General features: G+C 68.7%; 15 protein-coding genes. 10 read left to right on the top strand and 5 right to left on the bottom strand.

Translation table 11 applies throughout. From position 1 onward, the window contains the following. Positions 1 to 12 precede the first annotated feature (12 nt). The 8 genes from gcvH to G531_RS0105620 all read left to right on the top strand — a co-directional run bounded on the left by gcvH (position 13) and on the right by G531_RS0105620 (position 8,290). Entirely contained in the window at positions 13 to 399 is a 387-nt protein-coding gene (gcvH, locus tag G531_RS0105655; RefSeq protein ID WP_026926504.1) for a glycine cleavage system protein GcvH, read from the top strand. A 46-nt stretch (positions 400 to 445) separates the two neighbouring features. Continuing rightward, the gene (locus G531_RS0105650) at positions 446 to 1,015 is read left to right on the top strand and encodes a zinc-ribbon and FHA domain-containing protein (RefSeq protein WP_026926503.1); all 570 of its coding nucleotides are present in this window, start codon (positions 446 to 448) and stop codon (positions 1,013 to 1,015) included. Continuing rightward, a complete protein-coding gene (ftsR, locus tag G531_RS0105645; RefSeq protein WP_026926502.1) occupies positions 1,015 to 1,830 on the top strand; it encodes a transcriptional regulator FtsR in 816 nt (271 codons plus the stop codon). The genes G531_RS0105650 and ftsR overlap by 1 nt, the downstream gene beginning before the upstream one ends. Positions 1,831 to 1,852: 22 nt before the next feature. Continuing rightward, positions 1,853 to 2,335 carry a bifunctional nuclease family protein gene (locus tag G531_RS0105640; RefSeq protein WP_026926501.1) on the top strand — a complete coding sequence of 161 codons (483 nt, stop codon included), beginning with the start codon at positions 1,853 to 1,855 and terminating at the stop codon, positions 2,333 to 2,335. Positions 2,336 to 2,595: 260 nt separating this feature from the next. Further along, a complete protein-coding gene (locus tag G531_RS0105635) occupies positions 2,596 to 3,180 on the top strand; it encodes a MerR family transcriptional regulator (protein ID WP_026926500.1) in 585 nt (194 codons plus the stop codon). 60 nt (positions 3,181 to 3,240) lie between these two features. After that, positions 3,241 to 6,126: an aminomethyl-transferring glycine dehydrogenase gene (gene gcvP / locus G531_RS0105630; RefSeq protein WP_035757671.1), complete on the top strand. Its 2,886-nt coding sequence runs from the start codon at positions 3,241 to 3,243 to the stop codon at positions 6,124 to 6,126. A gap of 530 nt (positions 6,127 to 6,656) precedes the next feature. Beyond that, positions 6,657 to 7,958 carry a YhjD/YihY/BrkB family envelope integrity protein gene (locus G531_RS20705; RefSeq protein ID WP_051215106.1) on the top strand — a complete coding sequence of 434 codons (1,302 nt, stop codon included), beginning with the start codon at positions 6,657 to 6,659 and terminating at the stop codon, positions 7,956 to 7,958. 77 nt (positions 7,959 to 8,035) lie between these two features. After that, a complete protein-coding gene (locus G531_RS0105620) occupies positions 8,036 to 8,290 on the top strand; it encodes a hypothetical protein (RefSeq protein WP_145978672.1) in 255 nt (84 codons plus the stop codon). An 82-nt stretch (positions 8,291 to 8,372) separates the two neighbouring features. On the opposite strand, the gene G531_RS0105615 is transcribed toward G531_RS0105620, so the two are convergent. Beyond that, positions 8,373 to 9,596 (bottom strand): pyrophosphate--fructose-6-phosphate 1-phosphotransferase, encoded by a 1,224-nt coding sequence (locus tag G531_RS0105615; protein WP_026926497.1) that lies wholly within the window; start codon positions 9,594 to 9,596, stop codon positions 8,373 to 8,375. Between the two features lie 149 nt (positions 9,597 to 9,745). On the opposite strand from G531_RS0105615, the gene G531_RS20700 reads away from it, so the two are divergent. Further along, positions 9,746 to 10,255 (top strand): pilus assembly protein TadG-related protein, encoded by a 510-nt coding sequence (locus G531_RS20700; RefSeq protein ID WP_060930004.1) that lies wholly within the window; start codon positions 9,746 to 9,748, stop codon positions 10,253 to 10,255. 4 nt (positions 10,256 to 10,259) lie between these two features. Here G531_RS20700 and G531_RS0105605 read toward each other — a convergent pair whose 3' ends face one another. Further along, positions 10,260 to 11,399 carry a MalY/PatB family protein gene (locus G531_RS0105605; RefSeq protein ID WP_026926496.1) on the bottom strand — a complete coding sequence of 380 codons (1,140 nt, stop codon included), beginning with the start codon at positions 11,397 to 11,399 and terminating at the stop codon, positions 10,260 to 10,262. Positions 11,400 to 11,497: 98 nt separating this feature from the next. On the opposite strand from G531_RS0105605, the gene G531_RS0105600 reads away from it, so the two are divergent. Beyond that, entirely contained in the window at positions 11,498 to 12,121 is a 624-nt protein-coding gene (locus G531_RS0105600; RefSeq protein ID WP_026926495.1) for an L-threonylcarbamoyladenylate synthase, read from the top strand. Positions 12,122 to 12,513: 392 nt separating this feature from the next. Here G531_RS0105600 and G531_RS0105595 read toward each other — a convergent pair whose 3' ends face one another. The 3 genes from G531_RS0105595 to sppA form a co-directional block, all read right to left on the bottom strand. After that, the gene (locus G531_RS0105595) at positions 12,514 to 13,413 is read right to left on the bottom strand and encodes an HpcH/HpaI aldolase/citrate lyase family protein (RefSeq protein ID WP_026926494.1); all 900 of its coding nucleotides are present in this window, start codon (positions 13,411 to 13,413) and stop codon (positions 12,514 to 12,516) included. Positions 13,414 to 13,719: 306 nt separating this feature from the next. Beyond that, on the bottom strand, positions 13,720 to 14,214 hold the full coding sequence (locus G531_RS20695) for a DUF1851 domain-containing protein (protein ID WP_051215104.1): 495 nt from the start codon (positions 14,212 to 14,214) through the stop codon (positions 13,720 to 13,722). Between the two features lie 35 nt (positions 14,215 to 14,249). Next, on the bottom strand, positions 14,250 to 16,043 hold the full coding sequence (gene sppA / locus G531_RS0105585; RefSeq protein WP_026926493.1) for a signal peptide peptidase SppA: 1,794 nt from the start codon (positions 16,041 to 16,043) through the stop codon (positions 14,250 to 14,252). Between the last annotated feature and the right edge of the window lie 16 nt (positions 16,044 to 16,059).

Genomic DNA, 16,059 nt, shown 5'->3' with positions numbered 1-16,059 from the left:
CGAAGGAGAATCATGTCGAACTTCCCCGAGGATCTGCGCTACTCGCCCGACCACGAGTGGGCGCGCCCCGGCAATGGCCGGCTGGTGCGGGTCGGGGTCACCGCGTACGCGACCGAGCAGCTCGGTGACATCGTGTTCATCAGCCTGCCCGAGGTCGGCGAGCAGTACTCCGCCGGCGACGCCTGCGGGGAACTGGAGTCGACCAAGGCGGTCTCCGAGCTCATGTGCCCGGTCTCCGGGGTGGTCACCGGGATCCACGAGGCGATCCTGGACACCACCGAGACGGTCAACCAGGATCCCTATGGTGACGGGTGGCTGTTCGAGATCGAACTCGACCCCGACTTCGACATCGATGACATGCTCGACGCCGACGCGTACGCCCAGCAGGTCGACGAGTGATCGCACCCGATCGCTAGACTTGACCGAACTCAACCAGGAGGACTGCATGCCATTTTGCACCAACTGCGGTTTTCAGAACCCGGAGGGCAGCAATTTCTGCGCCCGGTGTGGGTCGGCCCTCACGAAGGTGGACGAGGCGGCGCCGGCCGCGGCCCGGGCCGCCGAAGAGCCGACTGAGAGCGGCACGGTGCTGAACCCGCCCTCGGCGGGCGAGACGACCAGTTCCATCCCGGTGGTCGCCGAGGAGCCGCTGGCCTCCTTCGGCGCGCTGTCCAACGACGAGGAAGCGGCGATCGAATCGCTGCCGGCCGGCTCCGGCCTGCTGATCGTGCACCGTGGCCCGGCCGCCGGGGCGCGGTACCTGTTGGACAGCGACCTGCACACCGCCGGTCGCAGCCCGGACTCCGACATCTTCCTCGACGACATCACCGTGTCGCGACATCATGTCGAGTTCAGCCGGACCGATCGCGGAATCGCGGTGCGGGATGTGGGCAGCCTCAACGGCACCTATGTCAACCGCACGCTGATCGATGGAGACGTCGTCCTCAAGCCCGGGGACGAGGTGCAGATCGGCAAGTTCCGGATGGTCTACTTCGCCCAGCGACCCGGTGATTGATGCCCGCGTCCAACCTGCGCACGATCGGGCAGGTGCTGACCTCGCTGAAGGCGGACTTTCCCGACATTTCGATCTCCAAGATCCGCTATCTGGAGAGTGAAGGTCTGGTTTCCCCGGAGCGAGCCCCCTCGGGGTACCGCAAGTACGGGGAGCGCGACATCGCCCGGCTGCGTTACATCCTCGACGTGCAGAAGAATCACTATCTGCCGCTGAAGGTGATCCGCGAGCACCTGGACATGATGGATCGAGGGCTGGCGCCGCCGAAGCTGGAGTCCACCAAACCGACGCTGGTCGGCCCGCTGACCGGCGACGGGGTCAGCGGGGACGCCCTGGCGGAGGGCGCCCCCGATCCCCGGCTGACCCCCGATCCGCCGCTGCACCGACCCGCCCCGCGTACGCCCGGGGCCGCGGCACCGACGCCGTCCCCGGATCCGACCAAGCCGCTGCGGCTGTCGCGGGCCGAGCTGCTGGAGGCGAGCGGGCTCAGCGAGCCGGCGCTGCACGAACTGGAGAAGAATCTCATCGTGGTGCCGCGGCGGGGGACCAACTACTACGGCCGCGACGCGATCACCATCGCGATCGCCGCGCGGCGGCTGGCCGAGTACGGGATCGACGCCCGACACCTGCGCCAGGTCCGCTCGGTCGCGCTGCGCGAGTACGGCATCATCGAGCAGGCGCTGACGCCGTTCAAACGCCGGGCCGCGCGCTCGGCCGGACAGAATCCCGAGGCGCCCCGCCGCGACCCCAGCCGGGACGTCACCTCCCTGATGATCCACGTCCACGCCGCCATGCTGCGGATTGCGGCGGAGGGCTAGGGCAACCGCGTACGCTGAAGGTATGCGCGAGTTGGATGTGATGGGGGTCCGGGTCGACGACCCGTCCAATGTGCCGGTGGTGCTGCTGCGGGAGGTCGGTGGCCGGCGCTACCTGCCGATTTGGATCGGAACACACGAGGCCACGGCGATCTCCCAGGCGATCGAGGGCATCGTGCCGCCCCGGCCGCTGACCCACGACCTGATGGTGGGGGTGCTCAAGGCCCACGGACTCCGGCTGACCCAGGTCCAGGTGGTCGATCTGAAGGAGGGCACCTTCTACGGCTTGCTCGTCTTCGAGGGGGACGTCAAGGTCGAGGCCCGGCCGTCGGACGCGATCGCGCTGGCGCTGCGGACCGGGGCGACGATCCTGTGTGCGGATTCGGTTCTGGAAACCGCCGGGATCGACCTGCCCGAGGAGGAGCCCGAGGACGAGGTGGAGAAGTTCCGCGAGTTTCTCGATCATGTGAGTCCCGACGACTTCATGACCGGCGAAGGAAACCAGTAACGCCTGTTACTGATGTGATCAGTGTGACAGTCTCAAGTAGTGCTTCAGGTATCGCTCAGCTCTCGAGATTTTGACTGAATTGCCTTGTCAGGGTGAAATAGGCTGAGTTACTGAGGAGTCTGGCCGGAGATTGTGACCGATCAGGATCGGCGTGTCGTTGACCCTGTCGGAGACGGAGGCCTAGCGTGAAGGCATCGCAGCGCGAAAACTCGACTGTGAAATTACGACCGGGAAACTCTCGTCGTGCCCCAGGAGTGAAGATGAACAGTCAGAACGAACCGGCAACTGATCGGGCGGCCCAGCAGGCCGCCCAGGAGTATCTGTTCGACGGTGACTTCTCCCTGGTTCCGGAGGACTCCGGCTACCGCGGTCCGGTTGCCTGCTCGGTGGCCGGGATCACCTACCGACAGCTCGACTACTGGGCCCGGACCGGTCTGGTCACCCCCGAGATCAAGGGCGCGCAGGGATCCGGTTCGCACCGGCTGTACTCCTTCCGTGACCTGGTCATCCTGAAGGTGATCAAGCGCCTGATCGATGCCGGCATCTCGCTGCAGCAGGTACGCAAGGCCATCGATCACCTGCGGGCGCGCGGGGTCGAGGATCTCAGCCAGGTGACGCTGATGAGCGACGGGGTCTCGATCTTCGAGTGCACCACCGATCACGAGGTGATCGATCTGCTGGCCGGTGGCCAGGGCATGTTCGGCATCGCGCTGGGCAGCGTGTGGCGCGACATCGCCGGGGAACTGCACCAGTTGCCGACCGAGAAGGCCGACAGCGGCGAGGCCGAGGTGACGCCGGTGGCCAACGACGAACTGGCCCAGCGCCGGGCCCGCCGGATCGGCTGAGGTCTCCCGGATGCGGCGGGGCCCGCACACGCCTCGGTGGGTCGCCCTACGATAAGCCGCATGGCTTTCACTCAGGGTGTATCGACGTTGCAGGATCTGGGCCCCTTCGTTTCGCGGCACATCGGACCCGATGAGCAGGAGACCGCCGCGATGTCCGAGGTGGTCGGCGTCAGTGGTCTCGATGAGCTGATTGCCCGCGCTGTTCCCGCGGCGCTGCATGCCGATCTGCCGCAGCTGCCGGGGGCGCGTACCGAGCAGGATGCGCAGGCCACCCTGGCGTTGCTGGCGGCCCAGAACAACCCTTGCCGGGCGATGATCGGCCTGGGCTATCACGGCACCATCACCCCGCCGGTGATCCGCCGCAACGTTGTGGAGAACCCGGGCTGGTACACCGCGTACACGCCCTACCAGCCGGAGATCTCGCAGGGCCGGCTGGAGGCCCTGATCAACTTCCAGACGATGGTCGCCGACCTCACCGGCCTGCCGGTGGCGGGCTCCTCGCTGCTGGACGAGGGCACCGCGGTGGCCGAGGCGATCATGCTGGCCCGGCGGATCAGCCGTAAGGGCGAGGTGGTGCTGATCGACGCCGACATTCTGCCGCAGACCCTGGCCGTGGTGCAGACCCGGCTTCGCGCGATGGGGATGACCGCGGTCGTCGCCGACGGGGATCTGGTCACCGCACTGCAGACCCACGAGGCGTTCGCGGTCGTGGTGCAGGCGCCGGGCACCTCGGGCCGGATGCCGGCGGTCGAGGAACTGCGGACCCTGGCCGAGAAGGCCCATGACAATGCCGCCACGGTGATCGCGGCGGTGGATCCGTTGGCGCTGACCATCTCGGCGGCGCCGGGGGACTGGGGCGCCGACATCGCGGTGGGCAGTATGCAGCGCTTCGGGGTGCCGCTGTTCTACGGTGGCCCGCACGCCGGTTTCATCGCGGTACGGCAGGGGCTGGAGCGGAATCTGCCCGGACGCCTGGTCGGGTTGTCGGTGGATGCCGACGGGACCCCGGCGTACCGGCTGGCGCTGCAGACCCGCGAGCAGCACATCCGCCGGGAGAAGGCGACCTCCAATATCTGCACCGCCCAGGTGCTGCTGGCGGTGGTGGCCGCGATGTACGCGGTGTACCACGGGCCGCAGGGGCTGACCCGGATCGCGACCTCGGTGCACACCGGGGCCCGGCGGGTCGCCGCGGCGCTGGAGGCCGCGGGCTACACCCTGGCCCACCGCAGCTTCTTCGACACCCTGCTGGTCACCGCGCCCGGTCGGGCCGAGGTGATCCGGCTGGCGGCCCGGGAGTCGGGCATCCACCTGCGTGTCGACGGACCCGACCGGGTCGGCATCTCGATCGGCGAGGACGCCACCGAGGCCGATCTGGCCGCGGTCTGCCGGGCCTTCGGGGCCGAACTGGGGGAGCAGGAGGCCGGCGATCTGAACGGTCAGGAGCGCACCTCGAGCTTCCTGACCCATCCGGTGTTCAACACCTACCACTCCGAGACCGAGCTGATGCGCTACCTGCGTACGCTGGCCGATCGTGACTTCGCGCTGGATCGGGGGATGATCCCGCTCGGCTCGTGCACGGTGAAGCTGAACTCGGCCGCGGAGATGGAGCCGATCTCCTACCCGGGGTTCGCGAACCTGCACCCCTTCGCGCCGGCCGAGGACGCCGAGGGCTACCGGACGCTGCTGTCGAGTCTGGAGGACTGGCTGGCCGAGATCACCGGGTACGACCGGGTGTCGGTGCAGCCGAATGCGGGCTCCCAGGGGGAACTGGCCGGCCTGCTGGCGATCCGCGCCTGGCATCGGTCCCGGGGGGAGGAGCAGCGTACGGTCTGTCTGCTGCCGAGTTCGGCGCACGGGACCAACGCCGCCTCGGCGGCCATGGCGGGCATGAAGGTCGTGGTGATCAAGTCCACCGAGGAGGGCACCATCGACCTGGCCGACCTGCGGGCCAAGGTGGACAAGCACCGCGACACCCTGGCCGCGATCATGGTGACCTATCCGTCGACCGCCGGGGTGTATGAGGAAACCATCACCGAACTGTGCGAGCTGGTGCACGAGGCGGGCGGGCAGGTCTATGTCGACGGGGCGAACCTGAATGCGCTGGCCGGGATCGCGAAGCCGGGCCGGTTCGGCGGGGATGTCTCGCACCTGAATCTGCACAAGACGTTCTGCATTCCGCACGGTGGTGGGGGGCCGGGGGTCGGGCCGGTCGCGGTTCGTGCGCATCTGGCGCCGTTCCTGCCGAATCACCCGCTCGCCGCGGAGGCGGGGCCGGCCAGCGGGGTGGGGCCGATCTCGGCGGCGCCCTGGGGCTCGGCGGGGATCCTGCCGATCAGTTGGGCCTACATTGCGATGCTCGGTGGGCCGGGCCTGCGCCGGGCGACGGCGCATGCGGTGCTGGCGGCCAACTACGTGGCGGCCCGGTTGCGGGAGGCATACCCGATCCTGTTCACCGGTCCCGGCGGCCTGGTGGCGCACGAATGCATCCTGGATCTGCGCCCGCTGACCAAGCAGTACGGTGTGAGTGTCGACGATGTGGCCAAGCGGCTGATCGACTACGGCTTCCACGCGCCGACGATGAGCTTCCCGGTCAGCGGCACCCTGATGGTGGAGCCGACCGAGTCGGAGTCGCTGGCCGAGCTGGACCGGTTCTGCGCGGCGATGCTGTCCATCCGGGCTGAGATGGATCGGATCGCGGCGGGGGAGTGGCCCGCCGACGACAACCCGCTGTGCAATGCGCCGCATCCGATCTCCCGGCTGGTGGCCGAGGAGTGGACCCATCCGTATTCCCGGGCGACCGCGGTCTACCCGGCCGGTCAGCATTTGGGGCCGATCGAGGGGATGGGGACCGACAAGTATTGGCCGCCGGTGGCGCGGATCGACAACGCGTACGGGGACCGGAACCTGATCTGCTCCTGCCCCCCGCCGGAGGCGTTCGAGGACTGATCGCCGGAGGCGTTCGAGGACTGAGGGCCGGAGGCGTTCGGGGGCTGAGTGGCGGAGGCGTTCGGGGGTGAGGGCAGGAGGCGTTCGAGGGCTGAGCGGCTTCCTGCGACGGCAAGGGTGGCGCTCGGGCTTCCTGCGACAGCAACGGCGACTCCGCGATGCCGACGCTTTCCCGCGACTGGTGCAGCGGATGCGGGAAGTGTTACGGGCTGCGGGATGGCCGTACGTGTCGCGGGAAGGGGCGTCCCCGAACTTTCCATCGCGGGAAGGGCACTACCCGAACGATCCATCGCGGGAAGGCCGGTGTCCGAACTTTCCATCGCGGAAACGCCCGTGCCCTAACTTTCCATCGCCGGAAGGCCCGTGCCCTAACTTTCCATTGCAGGAAGGCTGGCCCCCGGAATCGGCTGCCGGACCGGTCCGGCGCCGAGTTGCGGCGCGCCGCCGGCCGATGTGTCGACAAAGCCGATCGCCCACTAACATCGCCTCGGGCGAACGCCGATGGCCGCCGGCAAGGACGGAGCAGCACCATGGCACTGTCGGACACAGTGAAGGCACTCAAGGCGAAACCGGCCATTGCGCACATTCTGCGCATGCTGGCTCGCTACGGAAACCGGCTGGGCAATCAGTTCGCCGGGGCGATCACCTACTTCTCGGTGCTCGCCCTGGTACCGATCCTGATGTTCGCCTTCGCCCTGCTCGGGATGACGGTCACGGTGTTCATGCCCTCGGGGCTGGACCGGATCATGCAGATCGTCGGCGAGCAACTGGCGGGGATGCCGGCCCGCGACTCGATCCTGCAGGTGATCCAGGACGCGCTGAACAACTGGGCCGGGATCGGCATCGTCGGCCTGCTCTCGGCGGGCTATTCCGGTGCCGGCTGGATCTCCAACCTGAAGAGCGCCGTGCGGACGCAGTTGGCGCTGGATCTGGAGGAGAAGGAACCCAAGTCGAACATCGTCGTGGAGACACTGAAGAACTTCGGGTCGTTGCTGGTGCTGTTGCTGATGTTCGTGCTGATGGCCGCACTGAGCAACGTGGCGACCACGCTGCGCGGAATTCTGGTGAACACCTTCCACCTGGACGGGGTACCGGGGGCCGAACTGGGGCTGCGGCTGCTGCCGATGCTGGCGACGCTGATCACCGCGTGGTTGCTGTTCGTCTTCCTGTTCCGGGTGCTGCCGACCGCGGAGCAGCGCCCGACCACCAAGGTGTTGGGCTGGGGCGCCCTGATCGGTGCGGTCGGGATGGTCGCCCTGCAGTACCTGGCGGGCCTGCTGATGAGCAGCTTCTCCGGAAATCCGGCCGCGGCCCTGTTCGGCCCGGTGATCGTGATCATGCTGCTGTTCAATCTGCTGTTCCGGCTGATCCTGTATGTCGCGGCCTGGATCGCCACGGCGAACCAGCCGGCCATCGCCCGGCGCTGGAGCGAGCCGGATGAGCCCTTGCGGGACGTGCCCGGCGTCCGCACCGCGCCGAACCACTGGGCCCTGGCCGAGGTGGACCGGATGGAGCAGGAGCGCGAGAAGGCCGAGAGTCAGCTCAAGCGCGCCGAGATGCTGGACAAGGTGAAGGGCGCGGTGCCCGGCCTGCACCCCGACCCGGAGGCACATCCGGACCCCGATGAGGTCCCCACGCCCGACGATCCGGCCGGGGTGGAGCGGATCGTCAAGGCCTCGGAGGCCGACGACCGGGCCCTGACTCCGGCCGACCTGAAGCCGTACCGGCACAACGGCGGCGACCCGGCCGGCCGGGCTGCAGCCGGCGGGCGGGCGAAGCAGGGCACGGCGGAGGAAGCGACGAATCCGCGGACCATCGTCGACGCGGACTGAGGTCGCTCACTCCCGTAGCGGGACCAGCCCGCCGTACGCCGGCCCGGCCGGGGAGGGGACTGCGTACACTCGGGGTCATGAAACCCAGGCCCATGTCTGCCGAGCGTCGCGACCAGCTCCTGAACGGACCCGATGTGAACGTCGTCGGGCACCCGTGGGCCGGGGGCGCCCGGGAGGGTCGCGAGATCGATCCGGAGGCACCGGTGCCGGCGAAGGTGGCGATCCAGAATGCGCAGTTGTCGATGGGAGTCGGCTTCGTCGCCGGCGCACTGATCGGCGCCGGGGTCGGTGCGCTGCTGGTGTGGGGCGTCCGCAAGATCTTCGGCCGCTGAGCCGAGCCCGGTCCGCGGACGGTCCGGGCAAACCCGCCCGGGCCGCGGGCACCCTGCAGGTGCCGGCGGCCCGGGACCGCGGTCAGTGCTCGACGCTGACCTTCTCCGGCTGCGCCTGACCGAGGTCGGCGAGCATCGCGGCGTACCAGTCGGTGTCGATGTCGAACGGCTTGCCGCCCTTGATCCGCGGGAACTCGATGGCACGCAGGGTGTCCCCGGCGTCCTCGTCCTGGCCGATCACCCCGGACTCACCCCGCAGGGCGCAGTCCACGGCCAGATCGGTGCACTGCTTGATCAGGGCCAGGTCATCCTCGTTGGCCGCCGCGGCCCGGGAGTAGTAGCCCGACTTCTGCACCATCACCTTCTCCGCCCCGAGCAGCTTGGCGAACTGGTCCCCGAACCACTGGCCCGGGTTGACCTTGTCCAGCTTGACGTGCCCGAACGGGTCCCGCGGCACCTCCTCGCCGGCCTTCTCCATCTCCGCGACGATCGAATCGAGGCCGGCGCCCTCGGACAGAAAGATCGTGACGTTGCCGATGGTGTCCATCACCTGCTTCAGCCGGGCCGCCTCGGCCGGGATATCGATGTGGCCCTCGGGCACGAACACCGCGTGCACATCCCACGCCTCGCGGGACAGGCCGATCTCCGGCAGCCACTGCTGCGCGTCCAGCCATTCGCGGTACTTGCGCGCGGTGGCCGCGGTCAGCCAGCCGCAGTTGCGACCCATCACCTCGTGCACGATCAGCATCCGGGAGGCCGAGTTGTGCTCGCCGACGATGTTCTGTGCGAAGCGGGAGCCCTGCTCGGCGGCGGTCCAGGCGCCCAGGGACTGCTTGATCGGGAAGACGTCGTTGTCGATCGTCTTGGGCAGGCCGACCACGGTCAGGCCGTAGTCGTGTTCGGCGAGATAGGCGGCGAGGTCGGCGGCGGTGGTGTTGGTGTCGTCACCGCCGATGGTGTGCAGAACGTCGACGCCATCGGCGATCAACCGGTCCGCGGCGACCTGCAACGGATTCTGCCCCTCGGCGACCAGGCCGCGCTTGACCAGATCCGTGGCATTGGTCAGCTTGACCCGGGAGTTGCCGATCGGGGAGCCGCCGAAGGAGTGCAGCAGCCCGGCATTGACGCGTACGGTCGGGGTCACCGTCAGGTAGTCCCCGCTGAGCAGGCCCTGGTATCCGTGCCGGTAGGCGATGATCTCGATCTCCGGGGCCAGCGCGGTGTAGCGCTGGATCAGCCCGCCGATCGCCGAGGACAGGCAGGGGGCGAACCCGCCGGCGGTGAGCAGAGCAACCTTGTGGACCATGTGCGGCCTCCTGTGAGTCGTCCCGATCTGGGTCGTACTCAGACTATTGGTTGGGCTGCGGCCCGGATCGGGTGGGGACGGTGCACAGATTTCGCCGCGAAGTTCCGGGAGGTATTGCACCGCGTGGGGCGAGCCGGGACAATCCAGGCGTGCCCATCCCCACCGCCGCACATGTCCTGTCCCCGCCGAACCCCGTCGCACCGATCCCCGCCACACCGACCCCCGCCACACCGGACCCGTCCCGGCCCCGGCAGCCACGCTCCCGTCCGGCGTACGCCGAGGCCCGCGATCAGCGGGGCGGCTCGATGTCGGTGCTGGTCATGCTGTTCAGCCTGGCCCTGATCGTGATCGCCGGCCTGGTGGTAGACGGCGGTCAGCAGGTCAGCGCCACCCGGCGCGCCGAGAGTGCGGCCGCGGGCGCTGCCCGGGCGGCCGCGGCGGCCCACGCCAGTGACCCGGCCGGTCGGACCACGCTCGCCCTGGCCGCCGGTCGCCGCCATCTGGACGCGGTCCCCGGCGTCGACGGCACCATCACCGTCACCGGTGACCGGGTGGTGGTGCGTACCTCGGCGGAGGCGTCGACGACCTTCCTGGTCCTGCTCGGTCAGGATCGCGTCACCGCCGAGGCCCGCGCCGAGGTGATCCTGACCGTACGCTGACCCCTCAGCCCAGCGCGGCGACCATCTTGTCGATCACCAGATCGAGGATCTCCAGCGACGTGCCGAGATTGACCCGGGCGAACTGGGGTGCGCGCTTGCTGAAGGCCCGGCCGGGGGTGAGGGCCAGACCTTGGTCGAGGCAGGCCTGGAACGGATTCGCCACCCCGGTGGCGGTGCAGTCCACCCAGGCCAGATAGGTCGACTTGTTCGGGGTGTAACTCACCGTGGGCAGCTCGGCGGCGAGCCGGGCCGCCAGGTGCTGCCGGTTCTGCTCCAGTTCCAGGTTCAGTTGGGTCAGCCACGCGTCGCCGTGGTCCCAGGCGGCCTGCTGGGCGAGGATCCCGAAGTAGCTCGGCGCGTGGGTCACCGCCGGCGACATCGTCTGCAACCGCTCGGCGGCATTGACCCCGGCCACCGCCACGGCGGCCGGCATCCCGGGCAGGTTGTACGCCTTGGACGCCGAGGTGATCGTGATCCCGTTCTCGGTCCCGGCGACATCCAGGTAGGGCACGAAGGTGGCCGACGCGTCCACCAGCGGGCCGTGGATCTCGTCGCTGATCACCAGCACATCGTGTTCATCGGCCACCGCGGCGACGGCAGCCAACTCCTCCCGGGTATGCACGGTGCCGTGCGGGTTGTGCGGGTTGCACAGCAGGTACGCCGCCGGCTTGCTGCCGGACTTCCCGGCAAAGGTGTCGGCGAGGGTGGCGAGGTCGATCCGGCCCTCGGGGGTCAGGTCGTTCTCGATGATCTCGTACTGGCCGAGCTTCAGGAAGCTGAAGAACGCGGCATAGACCGGCGGATTGATCACCACGCCGCTGCCCGGCCGGACGAAGTGGTCCAGGGTGTGCACGATGCCGTGCATCACGCTGGGCAGCCCGACCGCCTGCGTGGCGGCGTCGAAGTCCCACTGCCACCGGCGCTTGGCATAGGTCTGCAGGGTCTCGGCGTACCAGTCACCCTCGGAGTAGCCGGTGTCACCCAACGACATCGCACGGGTGATCACCTCGGTCACCCGCTGCGGCGGACGGCAGTCCATCTCCGCGACCCAGGCCGGCAATACCTCGGCCGGGTAGTGGGTCCACTTCTGGCTGCCGCGCTGACGAAGTTCGGCCAAGGGGATGTTGAAGATGACATTGTCCACCTGCCCACCATAATGGGCCGGGTCGCCGAACGGGGCGCGGCAAACCGATCGGCGGGGGCCTCTGGTGCCACACCCACCGGGCTCCCTAGAATCCGTGCATGGCAAGGTATTTCGAGGTCCATCCCGACAATCCGCAGCCCCGCAGCATCGCCCAGGTGGTGCAGATCCTCCAGGACGGGGGCGTGATCGCCTATCCGACCGATTCCGGATACGCGCTCGGGTGCAAGCTGGGCAACAACGAGGGGCTGGAGCGAATCCGGCGGATCCGGCAGTTGGGGGACAAGCATCACTTCGCCCTGGTGTGCAAGGACTTCGCCCAACTCGGCCACTACGTCCAAATGGACAATCACGTCTTCCGGACGGTGAAGCAGTACACCCCCGGGCACTACACGTTCATTCTCCCGGCGACCCGCGAGGTTCCCAAGGCGATGGCGCACCCGAAGAAGAAGACCGTCGGCGTACGCATCCCGCAGCACACGACCGCGCTGGCCCTGCTCGAGGAATTGGGTGAGCCGCTGCTGTCCACCTCGCTGATCCTGCCCGGGGAGGAGCATCAGATGACCGAGGGGTGGCGGATCAACGAGGAACTCGGTACGCAGTTGGATGCGGTCCTCGATGACGGCGAGGAACTGGAGGACTCCACCACCGTGATCGACTGGACCGAGGGCGAACCCGAGGTGCTCCGGGTCGGCTCCGGCGATCCGGCCCCGTTCGAGGCCTGAGCGGGCTCAGCCTTCGGCGAGTTGCTCGGCCGCGTATCCACCAATTGGAGTACGCGGGAGAAGTTGGGTTGCGCGGGCTGGGTTCGGGGATGCGGGCCCTGCAGGGGCAGCAAGCCGGATCCGGACCCGCGAGCAGCCAGGAGCACCCGCGAGCAGCCAGGAACACCCGCGATGGTAGTGGCCCACGAGCACCCGCGAACCGGGGGAGGACCCGCGCACTGCCACCGGGGCCCGCGTACCGCCGCCGGGACCCGCGTACCGCCACCGGCGCCCGCGTAGGTGCGAGCAGAACCGCTGACTGCGGCCGGTCGGCCGGGTGTGCGACCAGGTGGCGGGCGCACCGCCCCGGCGGCCCGTGGTCGGGTCGCCGGGGCTGCGGGCTTACCGGTCGATCAGCAGTGGTAGGTGTCGGTGGGGGCGGTGTTGTACACGTCGTACCCCTCCGGCGGGCGCAGGCCGAAGGCCCCGGCCAGATCCAGGATCTTCCGGGCCCGCGCCAACCGCGGCAGATCCGAGCCGTTGCGGATCTCCCCGCCCTCGACCTCGAACTCGGCCAGGAAGTCCAGCGCCCACGACATGTCCTCCACCGAAGGGGAGAGGATCTCATTGACCGTCGCGGTCTGCTCCGGCATCAGGCAGATCTTGCCGGTCATCCCGAACTGGCTGGTCACCCCGGCCGCGTCGGCCAGTTTGACCCCCAGGGCGCCGACCGCCGGGCCGTCGATCGGACCGGGCAGTCCGGCACTGCGGGCGGCAATGGTGAACTGCGAGCGGGTGTACGCCAGCGCCATCGGATCATCGGCGAAACCGGTGTCGCGGCGGAAATCACCCAGGCCGAACGCCAGCCGGAACGTCGCGCGGGATTCGGCGATGTGCTTCAGGTTCTGCACCCCGCGAGCGGTTTCGACCAGGGCGACGATCTTCTGGTGCGGGGCAAGCAGGGCATTGGTCTTCATCACATGCTCGGGAGAATCCACCATGGCGAGCATGACGCCCTGCAGGTTCGGGAATCGGGACAGCTGCTTGAGGTCCTGCTCCCACCATTCGGTGCCGAACCCGTTCACCCGGACCCACGCCTCGGCCCCGGTGGTCAGGAAGTCCACCGCGTGATCGCGGGCAGTGGCCTTGTGCTTGGGCGCGACGGCGTCCTCGATGTCGATGATGACTACGTCGGCAGCGCTGTCCATGGCACCGGTGAACCGGTCGGTCTGCATGGCGTTGACAAGCAGCCAGGAACGAGCGAGCTCCGGGCCGATCTTGATGTCTGAGCGAATCTGCTCCGCAGTGGTCATGACGAATCTTCCTGTGGTTGCGGGCAGCCGATGCTGCCTGAACTGGTGTGGTGAACCCTACTGTCGATGATCAAAGAACTGGTGAGCAACAGTGTGGGGTTCAGCAAGGGGAGCCGGTGCGGCCGCGGATACGGGCCGCCGTCCGGCGGGACTTCGGGTCCGGCACGGTGTTCTGCCGGCAGGCCCGGGTCACGGCGATGGCCGCGTCTTCTCGGGCGAGTCCTCCGAAAGGATAGAGCACCGGGCCGGGAAAGTGCCAGAGGTTCTCGGCGGGTTGTTCGAAGACTCCTCAGGACACCCGATTCCTCAGGAGGCCTGCCGCAGCAGTTGGCCGACGATGTCGAGGAACACCCAGACGTCGCCGGCGGAGTAGGTCGACGGTTCGCCCGAGCCGCCGAGCATCGGATACGGGGTCGGGATATAGACCGCCTGCTCGGGGATCGGGCCGACCCGGGCGATGACCTCCTGCACGAACGCCATGGTCGGGAAGGCAAACAGGTGGAAGTCGAAGGTGTCCAGCACGGTTTCCCGGAACTCGGTCAGGTCCCTGGCGTCGTAGCCCTTGCTGCCGCCGCCCCGCATCGGGTAGACGACCAGGAACTTCCCGGCATCCGGGTTCTGCAGGAAGAAATCACCGAAGCGGCTGTACCCGACCACCCACGGGAAAGCGGCATGGGTCCGGGGCCAGTTGGGCAGCGCCTCAGCGGTACGCTGCGGCTCGTCCAGGAAGGTGTAGAGCCGGAAGTCGGCGATCGTATCCAGGGGCAGCCGGAAGCCGGCCGGCAGGTTGTCCGAAGCCATGCCGGCCACCGTACGCGGGTCCGGGTCCGCAGCGTTCAGCGAATCCGGATCGACCAGGGCAGTTCCAGGACGCCGTGCGGCACCGCGACCCCGAGCCGGCGCGCGGCCAGGGCAAGCAGCGACTCCGGATCGCTCAGGCTGATCGGGCCGTCGAACACCCCGGTGTTGAGATCGGGATGCGACTGCGAGGACTCCGCCGGGATCACCTGGCCCAGCCAGGGCAGCGTCGGAACGGCGCGGACCGGGGTCCGGTCCGGATCCACCTCGGCGGCCTCGGCCGCGAGCCGGACCGCGTGGGCCATCCCCCCGAGATCGTCGACCAGCCCACGCTCCCGCGCGTCGGCTCCGGTCCAGACCCGGCCGCGGGCCAGCGGTTCGAGGACCTCCAACTGGAGGCCGCGGTCGGCGGCGGCCTTGGCGGTGAAGTCGGCGTACACCTGATCGAGCCAGGCGTTGAGCGCCTGCCACTGCTCCTCGGTGAACCCGGTCAGGCCGGCGAGCATGTCGGCGCGTTCCCCGGCATTCACCGATTCGCGGACCAGACCCAGCTTCCGGGTCAGGCCGTCGGTGACGAACTTGCCGGCCACCACACCGATCGAACCGGTGAGGGTGAGCGGATTGGCGATGACCTTGTCCGCCCCCATTGCGGCGAAGTAGCCACCGGAGGCGGCGACCGATCCCATCGAGGCGATCACCGGCTTGATCCGGCCCAGTTGCTGCACCTCGCGCCGGATCGCGTCGGAGGCCACATAGGACCCGCCGGGGGAGTCCACACGCAGCACGACCGCCTTGATCCGGTCGTCATCGGCGGCCGCCCTCAGGTGGGCGGTGATGGTGTCCGAGCCGGCCGTGGTGCCGCCCAGACCGGCGCTGCTGAAGCCGGTGACGATGCCACCCTTGATGCTGACCACGCCGATCGCGGCCTGCTTGAGCTGCATCAGCTGACCGACCATGCCGGCGCCCTTGTCGTAGCGGTGGGCGTAGCGCAGTTGGATCGGGTCCTCGGCCTTGGGGTCGGGGCTTGCGGTCGGGTCTGTCCCGGTCCCGGAGGTGTCGTCCCCGGGGGTGTCACCGAAGCGGGCCCGGAGGCTGGCGTACACCTCGTCGCGGTAACCGATCCGATCGATCAGGCCGGCCTCGCGGGCCCGCTCGGCGGTCAGCGGCGACTCCGCGACCAGGCCGCGTACGGTCTCGGCGTCGATCTTGCGGGCCTCGGCGATCCGGGCGATGGTGTCCTCGAGGATCGAGTCGGCGATGCGCTGCATCATCTCCCGGTTGGCCGCACTCACCTCGTGCGCGGTGAACTGCTCCCCGGCGGACTTGTACTCCTGGCGCTGGGCGAACTCCGGGGTCACCCCGAGCTTGTCCAGGCCGCCGCGCAGCAGGGTGATCTCCAGATGGACGCCGTTGATCCCCAGGCTGCCCGAGGGCTGCATCCAGATCTCGTCGGCGTAGCTGGCCAATCGGTAGCCCAGCAGCGCATTGGTCAACTCGCCGAAGGACTCGGTCCAGGCGATCACCGGCTTGCGGTCGCCGAAGCGGCGCAACTCGATCCCGAGTTCGTCGATCTGGGCGGTGTCCAGCGGGCAGTTGCCGACGTGGACGACCAGGCCGCTGACCCGGTCGTCGTCGACGCCGGCCCGCAGGGCGTCCCGGACGGCCTTCATGGCCGGTGCCGAGCGGGCCTTCCAGGCGGCTACGGGATGGTCGGGAGCGGCGGAGAGCAGACCGTGATTCAGGTCGATCTCGAGCACGATCGGTCGCTGGGCTCTGGGGTCGAAGCGGGCCTTGAGTTTGGCGATGGGATCGAATGCGGCGAGGGGATCCATGGACCCAGCCTAGACG

Origin of the sequence: Granulicoccus phenolivorans DSM 17626 = NBRC 107789 = JCM 15570 (assembly GCF_000423085.1) — a bacterium.
Lineage (GTDB): Bacteria > Actinomycetota > Actinomycetes > Propionibacteriales > Propionibacteriaceae > Granulicoccus > Granulicoccus phenolivorans.
Note: the sequence above shows the minus strand (reverse complement) of the source record. Positions and strands in the feature narration are given on the sequence as shown.

What these genes read in the sequence shown, in the direction of transcription:
- G531_RS0105650 (WP_026926503.1), top strand. Translation starts at nt 446, where the DNA reads ATGCCATTTTGCACCAACTGCGGTTTTCAGAACCCGGAGGGCAGCAAT.
- G531_RS20705 (WP_051215106.1), top strand. Translation starts at nt 6,657, where the DNA reads ATGGCACTGTCGGACACAGTGAAGGCACTCAAGGCGAAACCGGCCATT.
- G531_RS20695 (WP_051215104.1), bottom strand. Translation starts at nt 14,214, where the DNA reads ATGGCTTCGGACAACCTGCCGGCCGGCTTCCGGCTGCCCCTGGATACG.
- G531_RS0105595 (WP_026926494.1), bottom strand. Translation starts at nt 13,413, where the DNA reads ATGACCACTGCGGAGCAGATTCGCTCAGACATCAAGATCGGCCCGGAG.
- G531_RS0105635 (WP_026926500.1), top strand. Translation starts at nt 2,596, where the DNA reads ATGAACAGTCAGAACGAACCGGCAACTGATCGGGCGGCCCAGCAGGCC.
- G531_RS0105640 (WP_026926501.1), top strand. Translation starts at nt 1,853, where the DNA reads ATGCGCGAGTTGGATGTGATGGGGGTCCGGGTCGACGACCCGTCCAAT.
- gcvH (WP_026926504.1), top strand. Translation starts at nt 13, where the DNA reads ATGTCGAACTTCCCCGAGGATCTGCGCTACTCGCCCGACCACGAGTGG.
- sppA (WP_026926493.1), bottom strand. Translation starts at nt 16,043, where the DNA reads ATGGATCCCCTCGCCGCATTCGATCCCATCGCCAAACTCAAGGCCCGC.
- ftsR (WP_026926502.1), top strand. Translation starts at nt 1,015, where the DNA reads ATGCCCGCGTCCAACCTGCGCACGATCGGGCAGGTGCTGACCTCGCTG.
- G531_RS0105620 (WP_145978672.1), top strand. Translation starts at nt 8,036, where the DNA reads ATGAAACCCAGGCCCATGTCTGCCGAGCGTCGCGACCAGCTCCTGAAC.
- G531_RS0105615 (WP_026926497.1), bottom strand. Translation starts at nt 9,596, where the DNA reads ATGGTCCACAAGGTTGCTCTGCTCACCGCCGGCGGGTTCGCCCCCTGC.
- gcvP (WP_035757671.1), top strand. Translation starts at nt 3,241, where the DNA reads ATGGCTTTCACTCAGGGTGTATCGACGTTGCAGGATCTGGGCCCCTTC.
- G531_RS0105600 (WP_026926495.1), top strand. Translation starts at nt 11,498, where the DNA reads ATGGCAAGGTATTTCGAGGTCCATCCCGACAATCCGCAGCCCCGCAGC.